Below are 21,223 nucleotides of genomic sequence, written 5' to 3' on the forward strand. Positions count from 1 at the left end.
GCTAAGCATACTTGGCTAGGCACATTGCAATACTTTTGCTACTCCAAACTAGCTTCTTAAATCATTAGCAAAATCTTGCACGCACTTTATCACTCTTCATCGCACTTCATCATAAAAGGCATAAATGATTTTATAGCATTGTCAAAATTTTTAGGGGCAAGAGAAGTTTTGCAAGCAGTTTTGGCATTTATGCTAGCCAAAAAGATTTGTGCTATAATCCAAAACCTTGCAACCCAAAATCCACAAACACCTAAAAAAGGGTAAATATGAAATATCTGCTAAAAAACAAAGATAAGATTGTTTTGGAATTTGAAGTAAGTATAAATACACAAACTTATCAAGGTATTTCAAGGCAATATGCCACCATAAAAAATACAAAAGCCATAAACGATGATTTATTGCCACGCTCAATGAATGATTTAGATTCTTTGCAAAAATGGATAGAAAAACGAAAAATCCCAAAAAATCGAGCTTTTGTCAATGATATTTTAAAAACGCTAGGCGTAGATTCGGATGGTAATTTTATGGCATATATAGATATATCGCTAGGATTATCACTCAATGATTCTTATTGGATAGTGCCTAGCGATAGGAAATACAAATGGAGTGATTTTAATCTCTATGATAATGAATTTGAAAAGGCACTAGCCTTAGTAGCATTTAGTGGTGGTAACTACAAAGCAAACAAAATCACTAGCTCTCCTGAATACACCACAAATGGAATGCTAAAAAAATGCTGGCATAGAGAAGATAGAGGAATCTATCTCTACAAAGGCTCTAGCGAAAAATACGCAAATGGCGGGAAAGAATCTTACGCAGAATACTATATGGCACAAATCGCAGAATCTCTAGGATTTAAACACATTTCTTATGATTTGAGAGAATTTCACGGACAGCTTGTAAGCACTTGCCCTATCTTTACTAATGAAAATGAGGGATATTTAAATATTTATGATTGCTTAGATAAAGACATAAGGCAGTCATATAAGTTTAAGCTAATAGAGCCGATTCAAAAAGTGTATGGAAAGGGTAGCTTTGAAGATTTAATGCTATTTGACGCGCTCATTTGCAATGTCGATAGGCATTTAGGCAATTTTGGAATGATAGTAGACAACAACACAAATGAGATTTTGCGCCCTGCACCGATATTTGATAATGGATTTTCTATGATAAATATCCTAACGCAAGATGAGCTAAGCGACATTCCAAGTGCTATTACAAATATGCAGCACAGCTTTTTTGATTTTAGCTTCGATGAGCAACTAAAATTATTTGTCCAGCCACGCCATATCCCAAACCTAGAAAAACTACAAACCTTTGAATTTAAAAAACATAAAGAATTTAACCTCCCTGATGAATGGCTAGAATCTATCCAAAAAGCTATCCAAGATAGAGCCAAACTAGCAATAGAACTATGTCATAAAAAACCAACAATCCACACAAACCAATAACCCAAAATACACACCCAAACTACAAAGATTCTCATTCCCCTCCCTCCTCTTAGATGATAAAAAAAATAGCACAAAAACTATGTCTTATATCTCTTAACATACATTTTCAAACACATACATTCTGCAAAGTTGATTAAATTTGCCAAAGACTTTGCAAACAAATGGATATAAAGGGCATATCAAGCAATTTGGATAGCACAGCATCAAAAATGATACAATACCGCCCCAGAAATGCGATAAAGGATAACAATCAAATGGAAACTATAACGATAACAACACAAGGCACGCAAAATATAAGAGATTTGCGCAGTGAAGCACACAGAGCAATCGACAGCATACTAAACCAAAAAATCACAAACAAAAATGACGGACGAGTAGCGCAACTAAGTGCAAATGGTAGAGATAAAATACTAAGTGGCGAGGCACTAAAAAAATCCATAAACAACGACTTTAGCAAAGAGGAACATTTCAAAGCAAGCAAACACATAAAAGAGCTTTATGAAAATTCAATATTGCAAAAAAGCCACCAAGACACAAAAAGCAAGGATATAAAACAAACGCATAGATATTTGGCAGATACGAAAATAAACAATAAAGAAGCACAAGTATTATTAACTATAAGAGAAGTCATAGAGCACGGAAACAGGATTTATTCACTAGAGTTGCAAGAAATACGCCCTATGCCAAATGCCAAGCCCACACCAAGCTAAACGCGAACAAAGGGCGAAGTCTAATCTCACTTAAGGAGGTAGAATGTGGAGGAAAATCCTTACCCCGACTATTGAAAAGACTAAAAGCAATATAACCAAAAACGAAAAATAAGTCAATAAAAAGTAATGTCAAAAATCAAAGAGCTACAATGTCAGGTAAAATCCACAAATCCATTTTTAGAAAAATTCTCTAGTGATATGACACACCAAATATGGCTACGCAACAAAAGATAAAAATGCTTGCTCTTGCTTAGAGTGCTCTCATAAAATCAAAACCACACCAATACCCCATACCACCCCCCTCACAGATTTACTAGCTTTAGTTGGGATTGTTTGTAGGTGGTTTTTGTGTGTGGTTGCGTGTGAGGTTTGGTTGGGATTTGTTTGGTAAGAGATTGTTTTGTGAGTTTAGTTTGGGTTTGTTTGGCAGTGGTTTTTGCGAAAGTTTATTTGTGGAAGTGTGTTTGACAGGGGTTTATTTTGCAGTGTTGTTTATGGAAACTTGTTTGACAGGGATTTGTTTGTAGTGGTTGTTTATGGAAGTTTGTTTTGCAAAGGATTGTTTGTATAAATTTGTTTAGTGTAAGTTTGTTTAGTAGAAGTTTATTTTGGCAAGAGTTTATTTTTAGGGCTTTGTAAGTTTAGTGGGTTTATTTTTTGGGTTTAGTTTGTTTAGTTGGCTTAGTTGGAGTGCTTGGCTTTGCAGTAGGTTTAGCAGGTTTGGCACTAGATTTTGCATTAGTTGGCTTTGTGGTAGGCTTAGTAGGCTTAGTATTTTGCTTAGCAGATTGTTTAGCACTAGATTTTGGCACTTTAGGTAGGTTTATCTTTGGTGGAGTAGATTTGGGTGGAGTTGATTTAGCAGCTTTAGCAGCTTTCTTTTGTGCTTTTTGTGCTTCTTTTTGGGCTTGCTTTTGTGCTTTTTTCTCTGCTTTAGTTAGTTCAGGTTTTTGAGATTTATTAGAATCTTTAGCAGGTGTTTTAGCTAGTGGTGTAGATTTTGCATTATTTGTGCTATCAGCCTTAGGTGCTAGGCTTGTAGCTCGTTTGTTGTTTGTAGTTGTTTGATTGCTTGTAGGAGCAGATAGAGTTTTTCTTGCGTTTTTGTTTTTTAGCTTTTGGTATCGGCTAGATTGTCTTGTAGCTCTATTGCTATCCCCCCCAAACTCATACCCTAGTAGCATTCCAGCTTTTAGAATGTAGGGTTTATTAGTTATGCTATCTAGCACTCTATCGACAAACACTCCACCTATATCAGCATTTAGATAAAATCTACCATTATGATTTTGCAAAGGAAACTTTTGAGAAAACACAAAGCTAGCAGAATATATAGCATTATTAAAAAATGTAGTGTTTTTATAGTTTGCTCCATTACCCAAATCAATACCAATAGATTTCAAAGAATTTAGCACTCCTCCTGCACTTCCTCGCAAGAGGAGTGAAGTGTTTTTTATTCTTACGCCCGTATCAAGTGCGACATTGCCAAATCCTAAATGATTAGCAGGCATATATGTGCCTTTAAGTGTAGCGGCATAGTAGAGATTTGCACTAGGATTTAGCACCCAAAAGACATTACCACTACTTCCTAGTGTAAAATCAAAGTTCTTTAGCACACCTAGCCCAAATACAAGCGAATGACTAGCTAGCGTGCTAGAACCAAAGTAAGTATAATAAGCCACTCCTCTTAGATAAAGTTTATTTGCAACTGCTATCTTTAGCTTAGCTCCTATATCAAAGCCATTTTTTGAGTTGTAGTTATAATAGCGAGCAAATCCTCCGTTATTAAACGCACCAATTCCTACTTGATGTCCTAATCCATAATCATAGTTTATATAAGTGCCATCATAATTATTAAGAATGTTATAGAGTATGAGGGTGTTGGTGGATTCTAAGTGTAGTTGTTCATTTAGTGCTTGCGCATACTTTATCACTGATTGAAGTAGTTGCTCTGGTGTTGCGTTTTCAGGTGGAGTGAATTCCCCTCCTTGGTTGCCTCCCCCCCCCCCTCCTGTGCCACTAGTCTCTTTTCTAGGGATATATGCCCCTGTTGCGTCTTTGCTTAAACCTGTGTTTTCTAGACTTACTGTAAAACTACTAAATCTAACCACAAGCGCATTTGTTTCATCTACACCCCCTCCTAGCACTATATCTCCCACTGTCAAACGAGCATCTTTTTGTTTATTATAAGCGTTAAGAGATAATTGTTTAGCAGTTCCTGATTTTCGTTGTATGATAATTTTACCAATTCTGTTATTTCCTGATGCTTGGGCAGTAAGACCAAGTGCAGCAGGAAGTGCGCCACCTATAACAGTCAAAGTCTCTATGTTTAGATTACTGGGTACATAACAATATCCCTCTCCACTTAAAACGCATTGTCCTGTATAGCCCGCTCCACTGCAAGTTAATGTAGCATTAGTGCCTGCACCACGACAAGTTAATGTATCAGCATAGATAGTTTCTACAAAAAATAAACAAAAAAATATGGCAAATTTTTTCATACTAAAAATATTTTTTACTAGATACGATTTGTGTTGAGGTATTACCCCCCCCCCCCGCACAGTTTCGTGCGAGTAGGCATAGCTTATCCGTATCATTTTTTATCCATTTTAGACTTTTTGACTATTTCTTAAAGTTTTATCTAGTTTTGCTAGATAGACTTACGCACTAGTTGCTTGGCGTTTTCGTTCTAATAGCTAGCACTTACGCGCTCTGGACGCAAATGACTTCTATCTGTCCTTGCCTCTCTTGTGCTTCTAGCACTAGACTTTCGCATAGTCCTGCCGTATCTATCTCTTTTGGCAGACTCTCTATATATGCCCTCCTCATCATAGTAGCCCATCATATTATCAAACCTATTGCTTCTAAATTTGTAGATAATCATCGCATTTGCCCTAAACACACCTGACTTTAGCTGTCCTCTTTCCCAAAACTGCTTGTCTAAATACACATATCCCGCTTCTGCTGCGATATGAAGCCCGCCAAAAAGTCGCTGATTTACCCCTACACCTAGCGTATATACATTGTTGATAAAAGTCGGCTCATAGCTCAAAGCACCATTATCAAGCGAAATCGTTTTTAGTGAATTGTATGCCTTGCCTGCACCTGCTTTTGCTAGCAGTGTGGTGCGCCATAGGCGAACCCCTGCTTGCAACTCGGCAGTGAAAAATCCTAGATGATTTGTAGGGATATAGTCCTTTTTTAGCGTCATAGCATAGTTTGCGTTTATAGAGGGAGTAAGCACAAAGCCAAAAGAATCACTAAGATTAAAGCTAAATTCTCTCTTTAGCCCAAGTGTAGCCACTATGGAGTCTTGGTAGTAGTGGCTATAATATAGATTTGCCTTAGTCCATTTGCTACGAAACTTTATACCTATGTCATATCCGTGGTCATTGCCACTTGAAGCCCATTTGTTTTTTGTGTAGTAGCGAGCAAAAAATCCGTTTTGAAACGCACCTACGCTAATGGTGTTTGCTAGCCCATAGTCATAGGCTAGATATGTCCCCTCATAGTTTGAAAGCATATTATAGATAAGCATAGTGTTGTTATCAGCGATATTGGATAGATTTTCATAGGATTTTCTTGGGTTTAGCAGAGTGTTTGTATTTGATTGTGCGTTTTGCGTGCTGTTTTGTGCACTGCCCTGTATGCTGGAGTTAGAACTATTTGCGGGGGAGTTATTTTTGCCCTCTATATTTTGCTTGGCTTTCCACTCGGCATAAGGCTTGCAATTATCCTTAGACACACATACGCGGACATATTCTGCACCCTTGCCAATCTCTATATTTGCATTTTCCCTGCCACCTGTATTGATGTCTAAAGTAGTTTGGTCTTGATAGACTTCATTTTTTACTCCACCCACAACTTCATTTATCTTTAGCGTATCTGTATCCATAAGATAAGCACCTGCACCCGTATAGGCTTTGTTTATGATTGTTTGTTGTTGTGCTGTAATAATAGATTCTAAACCTAGCGCACTCTTTCCATTGATTGTGATTTTGTCCCTAGCCATATTGCCTGTTATAAGCACAAGTTCAGGTATAGTTGTGATAATATTTGCTCGTCCTATCCCCTCAAAATCATCGATTATAAGATGATTGCCCTCAAGCCCTACAAACATAATATCTATGGTGTTGTTTGTATCTACGCTTAGCGTTCGTATCCTGTTTTGCCCACCAAAAGACACACTTAGTGGGACACCTCTAGTGAAATTTAGCCAGCCTATATCCACACCATTTGCAACTAGCTTGCCTCCACCTGCCACAGAAGCCGCAGCAATATAGTTATACGCATTGGCAAATGAAAGCAAAGAGCTGATACAAAGTAGCGCGACAAAGGGAGCGCAAGACTTCGCAATACTCTTGTGAAGCACTAGCTTACAAAATCGCGCTAAACTCGCTGGGGCATTCGTAAGTGGTGGGGGTAGCAAAAATACAGCGAAGTTTTTTGCAAGGCTTTTGAAGTTTGGAGGAGTTTTCATTTGGCATTCCTTTTATAAAAATGTGTAAGCACTTTGTGTGCTATGGCAAAATCTTTAAAACCTCTGCTTAAATTTTGATTTTTGGATTTTGCCTAGATTTTGCTTTGGGAATCTTGGCTTAAATAAAATCCATTAAAGCCATATAAAAGCAGGTTTAAGCAAATTGTATGTCAAATACAGCCAAAATACAGCAAAAGTGTAGATAAAAGCGAGATTATATCATAAAATGTATGTTTTTAGTGAATATTTCAAATCTAGCAAAAACGCGCTTGGCGTGTGCAAATGGCTTATATTGCTCACTTTGATAGAAATATACAAGGGTTTATAAACGGCATTGTCGCAAGAATGTCGCTGAAATATCGCAAAATGCCAAAAAGTGTGATAAAAATACCTTAAAAGATTTTGCAAAAAGGCGTAAAAATTTGGAGTTGATTTTTAAGATTTTAGCTGACTAGATTTTGTGTTTTTAAAGTTTGTCAAAATCTAGCGACAAAATCGCTTCAAAATCGGCTTGTAAGCATCGATTCGTCTATCGCGTAAGAATGGCCAGATTCTGCGGACATCTTGGGTGCGGGACAAATCCACCTCACATTCCAAAATCCCCTCTTTGTCGCCAAGATGAGCCAAAATCTCGCCTTGTGCACCGCTAATGAAGCTATGTCCCCAAAACTCTATCCCCTCGCCCACTCCGCTACTATCAGGCTCAAAGCCTACGCGGTTTATAGCGATAGTAGGGAGGGCATTTGCAATGCTGTGCGCTCTCTGTATCGTGCGCCACGCATCTAGCTGACGGGATTTTTCCTCACTATCATTACTTGGGGTAAACCCAATCGCAGTGGGATAAAAAAGCATATCAGCCCCCCTCAAAGCCATAATCCGCGCCGCCTCTGGATACCACTGGTCCCAGCACACTAGCACACCTAGCCTACCCGCACTCGTATCAATAGGCTCAAAGCCCAAATCCCCCTGCGTAAAGTAAAATTTCTCATAAAAACTTGGGTCATCGGGTATGTGCATCTTGCGATATTTTCCTGCGATTTGCCCGTCTTTTTCAAAAACTACGGCGGTATTATGATATAGCCCTTTTGCCCGCTTCTCAAAAAGCGAAGTGATGATTACCACGCCACATTCTTTTGCAAGTGAGGAAAAAAAGGCAACCTCATCATCAAAAGATTCTGCCAAGTCAAAAGTATCTACATTTTCACTTTGACAAAAGTAAAGATTTGAGTGCAATTCTTGCAAGGCGATAATGTGAGGGATTTTGCTACTTGTGCTCACACTATTTGTATCGCTTTTTGTGTCGTTTTTCGCGCTATTTTTTGCGCTATCGTTTTTTGTGGCTTGTCTAATCTCTTTGGCGATGAAATCCTGCGTAGCGCGAAAGCTACCTTTGTAGCTATGCTGAATCACTGTGATTTTTACTTTTTGCGCGGACATTGTGGGCTATTCCTCGTATTCGCTATCAGGATTTTGATAGTCATCATCATCATATTGCTCAAAGCCAGACTCATCAAACTCATCATCTTCCCACTGCTCCTCATCATCGCTCCACTCACTCCCCTCATCATCATCAAAGCCAGATTTCGCACTAAATGGAAATGTGTTTGCAAAGGCATTTGTGCTTGGAAGCGCATTTACATAAGCAAAATCATTCATAAAATCGCCCATATTGTCTATATTTCTAGCTGTGGTTGTTGCTGTGGCAAACATCGATTCTCCCTTATGATGATGTCTTGTATAATCTCACTTGCGATTTGTAGCCCAAAGCTCGCTGTAACCGCTTCAAAGCTCCCTAGCAAAGAGCAATGCGCCCTTTCAGAGCTAAAGACTACTTTGAAATTCCCATCAAAGCCAGCTTTTTTTAGATATGCACGGAATTTCCTTGCGAACTTATCCCCGTGAGTAATCCAAATATTGCCAACGCGGATATTAAGAGGGTTTATCTTTTTACCACTACCCATAGAGGATATGTGTCGTCCGTAAGGGAGGTTTTTGCACGCTTGTGCGACTAGGACTTTTGCGTCTATATCATCAATCGCATCGACAACATAGTCAAAATCTATGATTGGCTTATTTAGCCCTAGCACTTCGATTAGCTCCTCATCTAGCGTGGCTTCTATGCCTTTGACTCCCTCATATAGTTGCTCTAGGACGCGCACTTTTGGCTCGCCTATGCGCTCCGAGCCGATTTGACGATTTTGGTTGCTTACCTCAAAGCAGTCTTTATCTACAATAGTGATATGGCTAATGCCTGTGCGATATAGCGCGTCTAGGACAAATCCCCCTACACCACCCGTGCCAAGTATCAGCACGCGGGCATTTGCGATTTTTGGATAATACTCGCCAAAAAGGATTTTGGAGCGCGAAAATCTATCAGTAGAACTCCCTTGAAGTATGATTTGTTCCTCAAGTGGTATTGGTTTTGGGCTAGTCATTATAATTCCCCTTAAATGATGATTATGATTTGATTTTTTTGCAAAGAAAATTAGCGATTATAGCACATATACCCCAAAATATGCCCCGTTTTTTGACAAAGTGCCAAAAAGATGTGCGAAAACAAGGGCTAAAAAGGCTTGTTGATTTTGGTTTGATAAAAATCTGCTTAAATAAATTTTTGGTGGATTTTGCAGATTTGGCAAGGTGCTAGACTTGCCTAGACTTCAAATTGAGATTCATCAGTGTATAGCTCGTTTATGGATTCGCTAAATAGTGAGATTTTGCAGCTATGCTCTGCTGTGGCTATGAGCTTCACCACAGCGTTTAAATCGCGTCCATAGGCATAAATCCCAAAGCCCTTTATGATGACAAAATTGCTTTTGTGTGTTTTGAAATACCGCACAATATCCGTATCCACGCGCTCATAGAGGGTATCATAGTCTTTGCTATCCAAAATCGGGCATTGCTTGCCTAGCACTTTGTAGCCCAAATAGTCATTTGGGATAAGGCTAGTGCGCTTTAGCGAGTAAGCACTAGCAAACGGGGTATACGCACAAATCACAAACTGCGCGTCTAAAAAATTGCGATAAATGCTTGCGTGAATATAGCTATCAAGGCTTGCTTCTTTCCAGCGGTAGTCCTCTTTGTCGTGCAGTAGCATAAACGAATCCAAATCCATAGAATCTAGCAAGGCATCTTTGCGATTGATGAGGAAATTTTCTTTGCTAAGCCTTGCAGAAATACTGCCATAAAAAATCCCAAAAAGCCCGCTTTGAAAAAGAGAGGAAGAAACCTTGCAAAGCCTATGTATCAGCTCGGTATCAGTGTGCTTAATGTGGATATTCATAAAATACTCCTAGATTTTAAGTAATCAAGTATTTGGAATTTTCAGGTGTTTTGGCTTAGATTTTGTGCTTTTTTTGGGGGTTTTTTGGATTGTGTGCGCTTGAGTTTTTTTGCTATTTTTTAAGTGGAATTATAGCTTATAAAGAGGATAAAATCTATGTAGATTTTATAAGTGTGCTAAAGCATAATATGTGTGCTTGATTATTTCGCTATTTTTTGGTGCGCCATTTAGGATAAATTTTGTATATTTTGCATAAATGATTTTGTAAATCTATCACAACGGCTTAAATCAAGCAAATCCACCGCTTACAAACAAATACAATCCTTTTTGCATTTTTGTGCTACAATTTGGATTTTTAATTCTTAATTAAACTATTTGTGAAACTTAATTTGTGAAACGCAAATCTATCAAAGGGGCAAAATCAAATGGTGTATATCACGCACTTAGCGAGATTTTTTTATTTAAGTGTTGCAAGTTTTTATCGCTCACATTGTGATTGCATAGAGCGAGCGATAAGCCTAGCACAAAATCCTAATACTATTTTTCCCTGCAATACCACTTATTTTTCTCACAACTCTACTTCTTTTTTCTGCAATGTTATTTTTCTCTCTACTATTTCTTTTTCTCACAAAAATTCTACTTTCGCGTGGTGGTGCGATTCCGCACCAAAATCTACACTTTTACACCATAACGCATAGTTATATTTTGGCGTGAATCGCGCAAGATTCGTTAAATCGATTTAAAAAAAACTTGGCAGATTCACAAAGATTTAGGCACAATTTTACATTTTAAAAATAAAGGATAAAAAATGAAAAACAACACTACAAAGCCTTATCTTAAGGCATTCCCTAATGAAGAGGGATTTTTTGGTAAATTTGGCGGGGCATTTGTCCCAGAGGCGATTGCAGAGCAGATGAAGCAAATCGATGAAGCATATCATCTAATCGCGCAAAATAGCGACTTTATCGCAGAATTGCGTAAGATTCGCAAGACCTTTCAAGGGCGTCCCACGCCCATATATTTCGCGCACAATCTCACGCGCAAACTCGGCGGAGCGGGGATTTACCTAAAGCGCGAGGATTTGAACCACACAGGCGCACACAAGCTCAATCATTGTATGGGCGAGGGACTTTTGGCAAAATTTATGGGCAAAAAAAAGCTCATAGCCGAGACGGGTGCAGGACAGCACGGCGTGGCGTTAGCCACTGCGGCGGCGTATTTTGGAATGGAGTGCGAGATTTATATGGGCGAGGTGGATATAGCAAAGGAGCACCCAAATGTCGTGCGTATGAAGATTTTGGGCGCGAAAGTCATTCCTGTGAGTGCGGGAGCAAAAACGCTAAAAGAAGCGGTAGATGCGGCTTTTGAGGCGTATTTGGCTGACCCGATAAACTCTATGTATGCCATAGGTAGCGTGGTAGGACCGCACCCATTCCCCAAAATCGTGCGCGATTTTCAAGCGGTGGTGGGCTTTGAGGCAAGGGAGCAATTCCTAGAAATGACAGGCGAGTTGCCCGACATTGTAACTGCCTGTGTGGGCGGTGGAAGCAACGCTATGGGGATTTTTAGCGGGTTTATCGATGATGAATTTATCGAGCTTGTAGGCGTAGAGCCACTTGGCAAGGGCGCAAAGTTAGGTGAGCACGCCGCAAGTTTGAGTTACGGAAGCGAGGGCGTAATGCACGGCTTTAACTCCATAATGCTAAAAGACGCAAAAGGCGAACCCGCGCCCGTGCATAGCGTAGCAAGTGGCTTAGACTACCAAAGTGTGGGACCAGAGCACGCATATCTGCACGAAATCGGGCGCACAAAGGTAGAAACCATAAGCGACAAAGAGGCGATAGAGGCGTTTTTCACACTGAGTCGTAACGAGGGCATAATCCCCGCAATCGAATCTAGCCACGCCCTAGCCTACGCGCTAAAAATCGCGCCAAAGCTAAAGGGCAAAAAGATTTTGGTAAATCTAAGTGGCAGAGGCGATAAAGACATAGACTTTGTAGCAGAAAACTACGGCTATGGAGATTAAATAAAAAGCATATCTTTTTGGCAACAAAACGCCAAAAAGATATGCTACAATCCCACTTTCAATCCCGCCTTATAGATTCGTGCGTTTTGTGCGAAATAGGTAAACACTTACATTCAAATACATTCAAAGGATACAAAAATGTGGCAAAATTTTTCTCACAGGGGGGGGGGGCAATAGCAAATTAAATTCAGTTAGGCTAGCTTGGCAACACTTTTTACAAAATCTTACAAAATCTCACAAACTCCCTAAAATCGCTTTAGCATTGTTTTTGCTTGGTGCAAATATCACATTTGCCGAAGATAGTAGCGCATTCGTAGGAATTGGAATCGGTGGCGGTGGCAATGCTTTTGGCATTGAGAAAATCAAGCAATCTCGTAGTGGCTTAAGTTATGGTTTTGTGATTGGGTATAAGAAATTTTTTAATGAGTATTTGGGGCTTCGATTTTATGCAAACTTGGATTTGCACCATAATATGAGCAAGCTTAATAGTGAGGACAAAGCACTAAAAGCGATTTTTGTAAATTTCGGTGTAAATATGGATTTTTTAGCCAACTTTATTTCTAATGAATCGCTTGAATTTGGAGCATTTGCAGGGACTAGAATCGGTGCGACAAAGATAACAGGCAAGGATATTGAAAAATCAAAAAATAGTGCGGAAAGGTTGGGAGTAAAATTTATAGACACAGCCCTTGATGTCGCTCTAAATGTGGGACTTCGCACAAATATCGCTACAAATCACGGAATCGAAATTGCGCTACAAGTGCCATTTTTACCTGTGGAGCTAATGGGCGAAACGACAACCACATATAAAGTAACTTTTGGGCAAGAATATAGCATCTTAGCGCGATATACATTTCACTTTGATTAGAATCTATTATGTAGATTTTGCATTTTGGCTACGCTTGCAAAAGCGTGAAATCGCTTGGAATCTAGCTTGTGGATTTACACGCCACTTGTCATTGCAAGATTCTGCAATAGTAAAGATAGCAAAATAGTGGCTATTCATTATGGCGACTTTTCGGCAAAATATCGCAATGACTAAGAATTGCAGGCTTGAACTTGATTTGTAAAATCGCACAAAAAATAATCAAAGTAATGGTAGTAGTGCTTTGCGTTGTTTTATCGCAAAACAAGCGAGGAATAACTTTGGGGTTCAATCAAGCAAAATGTTGTCACCAAAATAACGCAAACGATTGCCCTAAGTTATACAAAGATTTCTCTAGATTCTTAAAATGACAGGATACTTTGCACCCCAAGCGACTTTTAATGCGCTACAAATCCGCCTTTGAAAAAGTTTTCATTGCCCATCTTAGTCGCTGTTAGCTTGAAAATCACGCAACCATCTGGGCAAACGATAACCTTGCTATACTTGCTTTCTCCACCGATATTTTCCAAATCCCCGCCACTTCGCACCGCCTCCATAGCAGGGAACATTATCATCATTGTTTTTGAGCAAATGCCCTGCCCCTCCGCATTTACAGGGCAACCATAAGTGCATTTATATTTATCGCCAATCTCCTCGCCATTCCTACAATACCCTTGTGTTTCCTCGCCCCGCAAGAATCCCACCACTTCGATTTCAAACTCGTATTCCTCGTTATACCATTTTTTCATCGCAAGCCTTATTGCCTACTTGATTTTGCAAAAATCCTTTATTGCTTCGACTTTGTCGGTTTTCTCCCAGCTAAATTCGGGCAGTTCGCGTCCAAAGTGCCCATACGCCGCAGTTTTGCGATAAATAGGGCGGAGCAAGTCAAGTGATTCGATGATTCCCTTTGGCGTTAGGCGAAATACCTTTTTTACGCATTCTGTGAGAGTGGAATCTTCTACTTTGCCCGTGCCTTGCGTATCGACAAGAATCGACACAGGCTCTACCACGCCGATTGCGTAGGCTAACTGCACCACTGCTTTGTCGCACACGCCACTAGCCACGAGATTTTTAGCGACATATCGTGCCGCATACGCCGCGCTTCTATCGACTTTGCTAGGGTCTTTCCCGCTAAATGCGCCCCCGCCGTGCGGACAGCTCCCGCCGTAAGTATCCACGATGATTTTGCGCCCTGTAAGCCCAGCGTCTCCTTGCGGTCCGCCGATGACAAATTTGCCTGTGGGATTGACAAAGTAGCGGATATTATCGTTTAGATATTCCTTTGGCAGGACTTTTTGGACGATTTCCTCTATCACGGCGTCTTTTAGATGATTTTGCGCCGTTTCAGGGCTGTGTTGCGTAGAAATCACAATCGTATCAATGCCCTTTGGCACACCATTTTCATAGCGCACGGTTACTTGAGATTTGCCATCGGGGCGCAAAAATGGCAGTGTGCCGTCTTTGCGCTTGGCTGCTAAGCCCTCTGTCAAGCGATGAGAGAGCCAAATAGGCAGTGGCATAAGGCTAGGCGTCTCACGGCACGCATAGCCAAACATAAGCCCTTGGTCTCCCGCGCCTATCTCGCCATCCTCTCTATCCACGCCTTGATTTATATCGGGGCTTTGCTCGCCTATGCCATTTAGCACCGCACAGGATTTGTAGTCAAAGCCATAGAGCGCGTCTGTGTAGCCAATGTCTTGCACCACCTCACGCGCAATGTCCTGCATAGGCGCGTAAATGCTCGTTTTTAGCTCCCCTGCGATGACGCAAAAGCCATTGCTAAGCAGTGTCTCGCACGCCACACGCGCCTTTTTATCACGCGCGATTATGTAGTCTAGCACCGCATCGCTGATTTGGTCAGCCATTTTATCTGGGTGTCCCTCTGTAACGGATTCTGAAGTAAAGAGAAAAGATTTTGTTGCCATTTGAAAACTCCTTAAATTTTAGAATTGTGCAAAAAGCCAAACTCCTATCTAAACTCATATTGTGTTTTAGCGATTTGCAACCTTTATGCGTGAAATCCTAGCTAAAATTTCTAAATAAAATGTGCAAACACAATATGAGTTTGTGCAAAAACTACTTAAAGATTCATACACAAACTTATGCTAGAATCCACAAGTCATTATACGCCAAAATATCACGCCCCAATCACGCTAAAGTAGCAAAATCTTAAGGCTTTATTTAAGGAGAAAAAATGATAAAAATCGCGCATAGCCCCGATGCTGATGATATTTTTATGTATTATGCGATAAAGTTTGGGTGGGTGGATTGCTCTTTGGGATTTGAGAGTGTCGCCCTTGATATTGAGACACTAAACCGCGCCACTTTAGAGGAAGTCTATGATGTAAGTGCGATTTCTTTCGCACTATATCCGTTTGTGAGAGAATCCTACGCACTGCTTCGCACAGCAGTTAGCTTTGGCAATGGCTACGGTCCAAAGCTAATCAAACGCAAAGGAGCAAAGCTAAAGCCAAATTTCAAAGTCGCCCTAAGTGGAAAATACACCACAAACGCACTACTTTTTTCTATCGCTTATCCGCAGGCACGAGTGGTGTATAAAAACTTCTTAGAAATCGAATCTTCTGTGCTAAATGGCGAAGTCGATGCAGGAGTGCTAATCCACGAATCAATTTTGGATTTTAGTGATGAGTTAGAAGTAGAGCGCGAGATATGGGAGATTTGGCGTGAGCTATCAAGCGAGGTAGCAAAAGAATCTTTTAGCGATGAAGCAAGAGAGGTTTTGGATAAAGATGAATGCCTGCCACTGCCACTAGGAGGAATGGCACTGCGCCGCTCTATCCCGCTAAATCGCGCCATAGAGATAGAATCCACCCTCACAAAAGCTGTGCAAGTCGCCACAGATAATAAACCCCTGCTATCATCTATGCTACTAAATCGCAACCTAATACGCGTAAATGCCACGCAACTAGATACATATCTAAATCTCTATGCAAACGCAGAATCTATAAGCCTTAGCAAGAAGCAGATTCTCGCTTTAGATGTGCTTTTCGCACTTGGAGAAAAGCATAACAAGTATGACAAAGCGATAAAAGCAAGCGAGTTTTTTATCCCGCGTGAATACGCACAACTGCGAAATTGCTAGATTTTTACTCTTTGATTTTAGGGTCGATGACTTCTTTTGCTTGCAAGTAGTATTTGCCCACCCTGCCTAAATGAGGTGGCAAAAAGCGCAAATCATCTTTATAAATCTCATCATCTACAAAGCATTTTTTTGCCTCTATGAGTGCGGTAGTGTTTGCCACACTTAGATTCAAAATCTCTCTTAAATCACAAAAATAAGCCACTTTCACGCCCTTTGGCAACGGCGGATAGGCACAATCTACGCTTTCTAGCTCTATACCAAACGCGCTAGCCTCACTCCTATTTGGCTCTATCTCACTAGCACTTTGCTCGACTTTTTCTAGCCAATCAACCATCACTAGCGATATACTCACACGCTTTGTATCACGCAGATTTTGCAAAGTATCTTTTGTAGTGCCATCACTCTTTAGCGAGAAGCACAGCGAAAATATCGGTGGCGTAGAATTTACCACACCAAAAAAACTAAAAGGTGCTAGATTTACCACACCATTTGAATTTATGCTAGACACCCACGCAATAGGACGAGGTGTAATAGTATTGCTTAGCAGTCGGTAGTTTGCAAGTGCGCTTGAGAATCCAAAATCCACTATCATATTGCCTCCTTAAGTTTTTGCTTTTTGCTGAAAATCTTGCGTTTTGATTTTTTACAAAATTTGCATTTTAACATTGTAACGCACTTTTAGGATTTGGCGTATTTTTCTAAAACCTTATTTGCTTCATCTATCACCAAAGAGGGAAGCAAATCCACCATACACTTATGATGTCCCTCGCCCTTTGGCAGTGGGCATTCGCGCTTTTTGCACGGAGCGCAAGGCACTTCCTTTTGCAACAAAGTAAAATCTTTAGCGCGAAATCCATTTGTCTCACTACTTTTTGTAGGACCAAAAAGCGCGATAGTAGGCACACCTAGCGCACAAGCAATGTGCATAGGACCGCTATCATTTGTGATAAACGCGCCTAGCTTGCTAATCGCCCTCATAAGCCCTTGAATATCTGTCTTGCCACAAAGATTTAAGATATTTTTTTGCACGCTATCTTGTTGTGTGCTTTCTTCTTGTATGTTTTCTTGGGCATTTGATTTTTTGGCAAAATCTGTCCCAAAATCTTGCGCAACATTTTGGACAATATCTTGGGACAGATTTTGCGCTTGAGTGAGTATCTGCTCACCTAGTTCATAGTCCCCTTTTGTGCCAAAAATCACCACCACTTCCCCGCGCAGTGCAAAATAGCTAGCAACCTCTGCAAAATAGCTAGGCAGCCACCTCTTAGCACTTCCATAAGCTGCGGCTGGATTTAGTCCAATGATTTTTTGATTTGATTTCTTGGTAGCGTTTTTATCGCAAGTTTTATCACAAAAAATATCCAAAAACTCGCTTGGGATTTTTGCTTCTTTGGCTAAATGTAGCTTAAGATTTGGCGTTATAGATTCTAGCGTTTTAATATCGCAAAATCCAAAATTTGGCAAATCTATCACGCACTTAGCTAGATTTGCATAGCTTAACACTTGGTGGATATTTCGTAGCTTTGGCACGCTTTTATTTAGTAGCACACTGCCAAAAGCGCGCTTATATCCCACCCTAAAACGCGCTTTAGTAAGCCTTAAAAATAACGCACTATAAAAATGATTTGTAAGCGTAATGGCAATATCTGGCACTCCAAAATCACTTATCACGCGATTTGCTAGGGCTTTTGTGGCTAATACTCGGCACTTTGATTTTTTACTCTCATCAGGGATAAAGACTTCTACGCGCTCATCACCCCTAAAGACTTCTAGCACCGCGCTTGGTGCGACTAGACAAAATCTAGCCTTGCTAAAGTGTGATTTTAGTAGCTCTAGCGCAGGAGTGCTCATAACCGCATCTCCTAGCCAATTTGGCAAGCGAATGAGGATTTTTGGGGATTGTGGCAGATTTTGGGCTTTGGTAGTTGTGTCGCGTTTCATTTGGCGTGCCTTTAGTTGTTTTATTGCGCGTTTTTGTTGGTTGCATTTTAGCAACTTTGTTATAATACGCCAAAATTTATGCACTTGGAGCGCACTATGCCAAAATCTAGCCAAAAATCTAACAAGCAAACCACCCCAAAAGACTCTACTAACCCCCAAACCAAAGCCCAAAATCAAAACACACTTATCACGCCACGCACACTTAGTGGGTTTCGCGACTATCTCCCAAAAGAAGCAATGGCAAAAGAAAAGCTAATTGCTTCGCTTACAACGGTGTTTGAAAGTTTTGGATTTGCGCCTATTGAGACACCGCATTTGGAATATGCCGAGATTTTGCTGCGACAAGGAAGCGATGAGATACAAAAAGAGCTATATAGATTTGTGGATAATGGCGGGCGAGATGTAGTGCTACGATTTGACCAGACTGTGCCTTTGGCACGATTTATCACGCAGTATAGAAATGAGCTAGATTTGCCTTTTAAGCGGTTTGCTATTGGCAATGTGTTTCGTGGAGAGAGAGCACAAAAGGGGCGATATAGGGAATTTACCCAATGTGATTTTGACTTCATAGGAAGCGATAGTATCGGGTGTGATGCCGAGATTATTGAGGTGATTTATGCCTCTCTTAGTGCGCTAGGGCTAGATGAATTTACCATTTGGGTAAATCACAGAAGCGTGCTAAATGGCATTGCAGAGCATTTTGGGATTAGGGATTCTAAGGATTTGGAAAGTTTTTTGCGCTTGATAGACAAACTTGACAAAATCGGGGAGGAGAATCTAGCCAAAGAACTACAATCCACCCTAAAACTTGATAGCAAAAAAGTAGATGAAATAATCTCGCTAATATCTATCAAGCAAATCACGCAAAGAGATGAGTTTTTTGCCTCTGTGGCACACCTAAAAGAATGGAATGCCGAGCTAAAAAAAGGCATAGAGGAGCTAGAATCTTGTTTTAGGATTCTCTCAAGTGTGCAGATGGCGACTTCATCGTGTCGTGTGAGCTTTGCTATCGCACGCGGACTAGGATACTACACAGGAATCGTGTATGAAACCACGCTAAATCGCCTAAAATCACTCGGCAGTGTCTGCTCTGGCGGGCGATATGACAATCTCACGCGTAGCTTCTCGCGTGAGCGCATAAGCGGCGTGGGTGCGAGTATCGGGTTAGATAGACTGCTAGCAGGACTTGAGGAGCTAGGAGTGCTTAGAGGAAAAAGCACAAGTGCGGAAGTGCTAATCGTATGTATGAGGGAAGAGTTCATCGCTTACGCACACCAAATCGCACAGAGTTTGCGCCGAAGTAAAATCTACACCGAAGTCTATCCGCAAGCCACCAAGCTACAAAAATCGCTTAGCTATGCAAACAACAAAGGACACGAGCACTGCATAATCATCGGTGAAAACGAGTTTAGCACCCAAACACTCACCATAAAAAATATGACAACGGGCGTGCAATTTGATTCTATCAGCCTTTTGCGCGTGATAGAGATAGTGAAATAAGTAGTCTATTTAAGTTTTTGGCAGGTTTCTTGCAATGCTTTTAAAAGCTTTTATGACGTGAATCTTTAGAAAATCTTGCATTTCTTGTGATAGAATTTTGGGTATGAGCAAAAAAGATAGAGTAAAAACAAAACTTGATTTGTTAAAAAGCCTGATTTTAGGCTTTATGACTGCTCTTTTTGGCGTGGGTGGCTACACTTTTGCCAATAGAAACGAGCTTCACCTAATAGATTACGCCACCATAGGAATTGTATCTTGCATATTGGTAGGCTTGATATGTTGGTGTGGGTTTAGTTTCAAAAAAGAACTTGATAGATTGGAGAAAATGAAATGATAGGACTTTTAGTAACCGTGCTAATCGCCATTGCACTAGCCTTTTCGACCATTTTTGTCATCAAAGTGATGAACTAAAAATGCAAAATAGATTCCAAAGTGTGCTCTACGCCTTTTTGTGTGGCTTTGTGGCATTGTGGCTAGCAGGCTGTCATAGTAGTATCAAACCTAGCATTATAGAGCCTAGCGAGCAAGATTCCCTAGAATCAACCCAATCAGCCAAAGCAACAAAAAAAGCCAAAAAAGATTCCACTAAAGCAGATTCTCAAACAGATTCAAAATTAGGCTTAAAAAGGGACTCCACAAAAGATTCTGCCAAATCCATTTGCAACGCCCCAACACCCAAGACTTCCGCGCTTCTTAGCTTTGTAGGCGATAATGTGCTAGGCGATTACAAAGGTGCGAGTGGAGAGACTTTTAATGCAAAATTTAGCGAGGTTAAGGGGGATTTTGCCTACTTCAGCAATGGAGTGCGCGAAGTGCTAGGTAGCGATGATTTAACCATAGGCAATATGGAGGGTGTGCTAAGCGATAGAGAGCTAAAAAATGCCTTTGAAAAGCCTTTTTCTTTCAAGGGACACTCAAGCTACACTCAAGTTTTGCGTGAAGCAAGCATAGAAGCACTAAACCTAGCAAATAACCATTCTCGCGACTATGGAGCACAAGGATTCCAAGACACAAAAGAGCATTTGATAAATGCTGGATTTCACACTTTTGGCGAGGGGATTTTAAGCATTGTAGAAGTAAATGGTATAAAAATAGGGCTAGCAGGACATCGCGGGTGGAATCTAGCGATAAAATCCCAAGTCGCTAAAGAGATTGCCGAGCTACAATCACAAGGTGCGGATTTTGTGATTTTTACATTTCATTGGGGCGAAGAGCGAGAGCATTATCCCAATGCCACGCAAAAACAGCTAGGGCGATTCACGCTTGATAGTGGCGCAGATATGGTGGTAGCCCATCACCCCCACGTATTGCAAGGAATCGAGCAATATAAAGACAAGAAAATCATATATAGTCTAGGCAACTTCATCTATGGTGGTGCAAAAAATCCTAACGACAAAGATACGATGATTTATCAAAGTTTGATTTTGGATTTTGCTAGCGAGGAGGATGCGGGCGAGTTTGCAAGTGTGTTTGAGCAAAATACTTGTTTGCAAAAGCAATGGTTATCTCGCTTTTCTCAAGGAGAGTTTTTGCCCTCACAAAGTCGCATAACAAAATCTAGCCACTTTGTAGTGCTTCATAATATCGTGCCTGCAAGTATCAGCTCAAGCACCACACACAACGATTACTCCCCCAAAATCTACAAAAAAAATGGCGATACGAATTCTAAAGCAGGCTATGAGCGCGTGCTAAAACGACTAGAACAATACTCACAAGGCTTGCACTAGATTTCATACTTTTGACATAATGGCAAAACTTAAGCCAAAAAAAAAAAAAAAATACACTGCAAAGCAAAAATACAAAGCGGAACACTCATTGCTTCAAATCCACTTAATAAATCTGTGCGCATTCATACATTGGGCTA

Annotated in this window: 18 protein-coding genes; 7 read left to right on the top strand and 11 right to left on the bottom strand. The window is 40.5% G+C overall.

The features are described from left to right. Positions 1-266: 266 nt before the first annotated feature. The gene (locus tag HMPREF2086_RS07330) at positions 267-1,451 is read left to right on the top strand and encodes a HipA domain-containing protein (RefSeq protein WP_023928146.1); all 1,185 of its coding nucleotides are present in this window, start codon (positions 267-269) and stop codon (positions 1,449-1,451) included. 254 nt (positions 1,452-1,705) lie between these two features. Further along, positions 1,706-2,161, top strand: coding sequence for an LPD3 domain-containing protein (locus HMPREF2086_RS07335; protein WP_023928147.1), 456 nt, complete (start codon positions 1,706-1,708; stop codon positions 2,159-2,161). A 650-nt stretch (positions 2,162-2,811) separates the two neighbouring features. Here the strand turns inward: HMPREF2086_RS07335 and HMPREF2086_RS10920 are convergent. The 6 genes from HMPREF2086_RS10920 to HMPREF2086_RS07370 form a co-directional block, all read right to left on the bottom strand. Then, the gene (locus HMPREF2086_RS10920; protein WP_023928148.1) at positions 2,812-4,755 is read right to left on the bottom strand and encodes a hypothetical protein; all 1,944 of its coding nucleotides are present in this window, start codon (positions 4,753-4,755) and stop codon (positions 2,812-2,814) included. A 92-nt stretch (positions 4,756-4,847) separates the two neighbouring features. Then, complete coding sequence (locus HMPREF2086_RS07345) at positions 4,848-6,638, bottom strand: hypothetical protein (protein WP_023928149.1); 1,791 nt, start codon at positions 6,636-6,638, stop codon at positions 4,848-4,850. A 483-nt stretch (positions 6,639-7,121) separates the two neighbouring features. After that, positions 7,122-8,075, bottom strand: a complete 954-nt coding sequence (locus HMPREF2086_RS07350; protein ID WP_023928150.1) for a carbon-nitrogen hydrolase — start codon at positions 8,073-8,075, stop codon at positions 7,122-7,124. A 6-nt stretch (positions 8,076-8,081) separates the two neighbouring features. Beyond that, positions 8,082-8,348: a hypothetical protein gene (locus HMPREF2086_RS07355; RefSeq protein WP_023928151.1), complete on the bottom strand. Its 267-nt coding sequence runs from the start codon at positions 8,346-8,348 to the stop codon at positions 8,082-8,084. After that, the gene (locus HMPREF2086_RS07360; RefSeq protein WP_023928152.1) at positions 8,312-9,073 is read right to left on the bottom strand and encodes a tRNA threonylcarbamoyladenosine dehydratase; all 762 of its coding nucleotides are present in this window, start codon (positions 9,071-9,073) and stop codon (positions 8,312-8,314) included. Before HMPREF2086_RS07360 ends, HMPREF2086_RS07355 begins: the two co-directional genes overlap by 37 nt. 218 nt (positions 9,074-9,291) lie before the next feature. Beyond that, entirely contained in the window at positions 9,292-9,921 is a 630-nt protein-coding gene (locus tag HMPREF2086_RS07370) for a class II aldolase/adducin family protein (protein ID WP_023928153.1), read from the bottom strand. An 808-nt stretch (positions 9,922-10,729) separates the two neighbouring features. Here HMPREF2086_RS07370 and trpB point away from each other — a divergent pair. Then, positions 10,730-11,947: a tryptophan synthase subunit beta gene (trpB, locus tag HMPREF2086_RS07380; RefSeq protein ID WP_023928154.1), complete on the top strand. Its 1,218-nt coding sequence runs from the start codon at positions 10,730-10,732 to the stop codon at positions 11,945-11,947. 268 nt (positions 11,948-12,215) lie between these two features. Further along, positions 12,216-12,815: an outer membrane beta-barrel protein gene (locus HMPREF2086_RS07385; protein WP_051397618.1), complete on the top strand. Its 600-nt coding sequence runs from the start codon at positions 12,216-12,218 to the stop codon at positions 12,813-12,815. A 6-nt stretch (positions 12,816-12,821) separates the two neighbouring features. On the opposite strand, the gene HMPREF2086_RS12375 is transcribed toward HMPREF2086_RS07385, so the two are convergent. From HMPREF2086_RS12375 to metK, 3 genes are all read right to left on the bottom strand, one after another. After that, a complete protein-coding gene (locus HMPREF2086_RS12375) occupies positions 12,822-12,953 on the bottom strand; it encodes a hypothetical protein (protein ID WP_267902082.1) in 132 nt (43 codons plus the stop codon). 257 nt (positions 12,954-13,210) lie between these two features. Continuing rightward, complete coding sequence (locus tag HMPREF2086_RS07390) at positions 13,211-13,561, bottom strand: TIGR04076 family protein (protein ID WP_023928156.1); 351 nt, start codon at positions 13,559-13,561, stop codon at positions 13,211-13,213. 15 nt (positions 13,562-13,576) lie between these two features. Continuing rightward, on the bottom strand, positions 13,577-14,740 hold the full coding sequence (gene metK / locus HMPREF2086_RS07395; RefSeq protein WP_023928157.1) for a methionine adenosyltransferase: 1,164 nt from the start codon (positions 14,738-14,740) through the stop codon (positions 13,577-13,579). A 269-nt stretch (positions 14,741-15,009) separates the two neighbouring features. Between metK and HMPREF2086_RS07400 the strand changes: the two genes are divergently transcribed. Next, positions 15,010-15,918 (top strand): menaquinone biosynthesis family protein, encoded by a 909-nt coding sequence (locus HMPREF2086_RS07400; RefSeq protein ID WP_023928158.1) that lies wholly within the window; start codon positions 15,010-15,012, stop codon positions 15,916-15,918. A 4-nt stretch (positions 15,919-15,922) separates the two neighbouring features. On the opposite strand, the gene HMPREF2086_RS07405 is transcribed toward HMPREF2086_RS07400, so the two are convergent. Then, on the bottom strand, positions 15,923-16,510 hold the full coding sequence (locus HMPREF2086_RS07405; RefSeq protein WP_023928159.1) for a flavin reductase family protein: 588 nt from the start codon (positions 16,508-16,510) through the stop codon (positions 15,923-15,925). A gap of 86 nt (positions 16,511-16,596) precedes the next feature. Beyond that, positions 16,597-17,859, bottom strand: a complete 1,263-nt coding sequence (locus HMPREF2086_RS07410; protein ID WP_023928160.1) for a glycosyltransferase family 9 protein — start codon at positions 17,857-17,859, stop codon at positions 16,597-16,599. A gap of 96 nt (positions 17,860-17,955) precedes the next feature. On the opposite strand from HMPREF2086_RS07410, the gene hisS reads away from it, so the two are divergent. Both hisS and HMPREF2086_RS07425 read left to right on the top strand, forming a co-directional pair. Further along, positions 17,956-19,359, top strand: coding sequence for a histidine--tRNA ligase (hisS, locus tag HMPREF2086_RS07415; protein ID WP_023928161.1), 1,404 nt, complete (start codon positions 17,956-17,958; stop codon positions 19,357-19,359). A gap of 413 nt (positions 19,360-19,772) precedes the next feature. Beyond that, on the top strand, positions 19,773-21,086 hold the full coding sequence (locus HMPREF2086_RS07425) for a CapA family protein (RefSeq protein WP_023928162.1): 1,314 nt from the start codon (positions 19,773-19,775) through the stop codon (positions 21,084-21,086). Positions 21,087-21,223: the final 137 nt, after the last annotated feature.

Origin of the sequence: Helicobacter macacae MIT 99-5501, from assembly GCF_000507845.1 — a bacterium.
Lineage (GTDB): Bacteria > Campylobacterota > Campylobacteria > Campylobacterales > Helicobacteraceae > Helicobacter_B > Helicobacter_B macacae.

Bases quoted from the DNA above. Each gene is read 5' to 3' on its own strand.
- HMPREF2086_RS07330 (WP_023928146.1), top strand. From the start codon at position 267: ATGAAATATCTGCTAAAAAACAAAGATAAGATTGTTTTGGAATTTGAA.
- HMPREF2086_RS07335 (WP_023928147.1), top strand. From the start codon at position 1,706: ATGGAAACTATAACGATAACAACACAAGGCACGCAAAATATAAGAGAT.
- HMPREF2086_RS10920 (WP_023928148.1), bottom strand. From the start codon at position 4,755: ATGATACGGATAAGCTATGCCTACTCGCACGAAACTGTGCGGGGGGGG.
- HMPREF2086_RS07345 (WP_023928149.1), bottom strand. From the start codon at position 6,638: ATGAAAACTCCTCCAAACTTCAAAAGCCTTGCAAAAAACTTCGCTGTA.
- HMPREF2086_RS07350 (WP_023928150.1), bottom strand. From the start codon at position 8,075: ATGTCCGCGCAAAAAGTAAAAATCACAGTGATTCAGCATAGCTACAAA.
- HMPREF2086_RS07355 (WP_023928151.1), bottom strand. From the start codon at position 8,348: ATGTTTGCCACAGCAACAACCACAGCTAGAAATATAGACAATATGGGC.
- HMPREF2086_RS07360 (WP_023928152.1), bottom strand. From the start codon at position 9,073: ATGACTAGCCCAAAACCAATACCACTTGAGGAACAAATCATACTTCAA.
- HMPREF2086_RS07370 (WP_023928153.1), bottom strand. From the start codon at position 9,921: ATGAATATCCACATTAAGCACACTGATACCGAGCTGATACATAGGCTT.
- trpB (WP_023928154.1), top strand. From the start codon at position 10,730: ATGAAAAACAACACTACAAAGCCTTATCTTAAGGCATTCCCTAATGAA.
- HMPREF2086_RS12375 (WP_267902082.1), bottom strand. From the start codon at position 12,953: ATGAATAGCCACTATTTTGCTATCTTTACTATTGCAGAATCTTGCAAT.
- HMPREF2086_RS07390 (WP_023928156.1), bottom strand. From the start codon at position 13,561: ATGAAAAAATGGTATAACGAGGAATACGAGTTTGAAATCGAAGTGGTG.
- metK (WP_023928157.1), bottom strand. From the start codon at position 14,740: ATGGCAACAAAATCTTTTCTCTTTACTTCAGAATCCGTTACAGAGGGA.
- HMPREF2086_RS07400 (WP_023928158.1), top strand. From the start codon at position 15,010: ATGATAAAAATCGCGCATAGCCCCGATGCTGATGATATTTTTATGTAT.
- HMPREF2086_RS07405 (WP_023928159.1), bottom strand. From the start codon at position 16,510: ATGATAGTGGATTTTGGATTCTCAAGCGCACTTGCAAACTACCGACTG.
- HMPREF2086_RS07410 (WP_023928160.1), bottom strand. From the start codon at position 17,859: ATGAAACGCGACACAACTACCAAAGCCCAAAATCTGCCACAATCCCCA.
- hisS (WP_023928161.1), top strand. From the start codon at position 17,956: ATGCCAAAATCTAGCCAAAAATCTAACAAGCAAACCACCCCAAAAGAC.
- HMPREF2086_RS07425 (WP_023928162.1), top strand. From the start codon at position 19,773: ATGCAAAATAGATTCCAAAGTGTGCTCTACGCCTTTTTGTGTGGCTTT.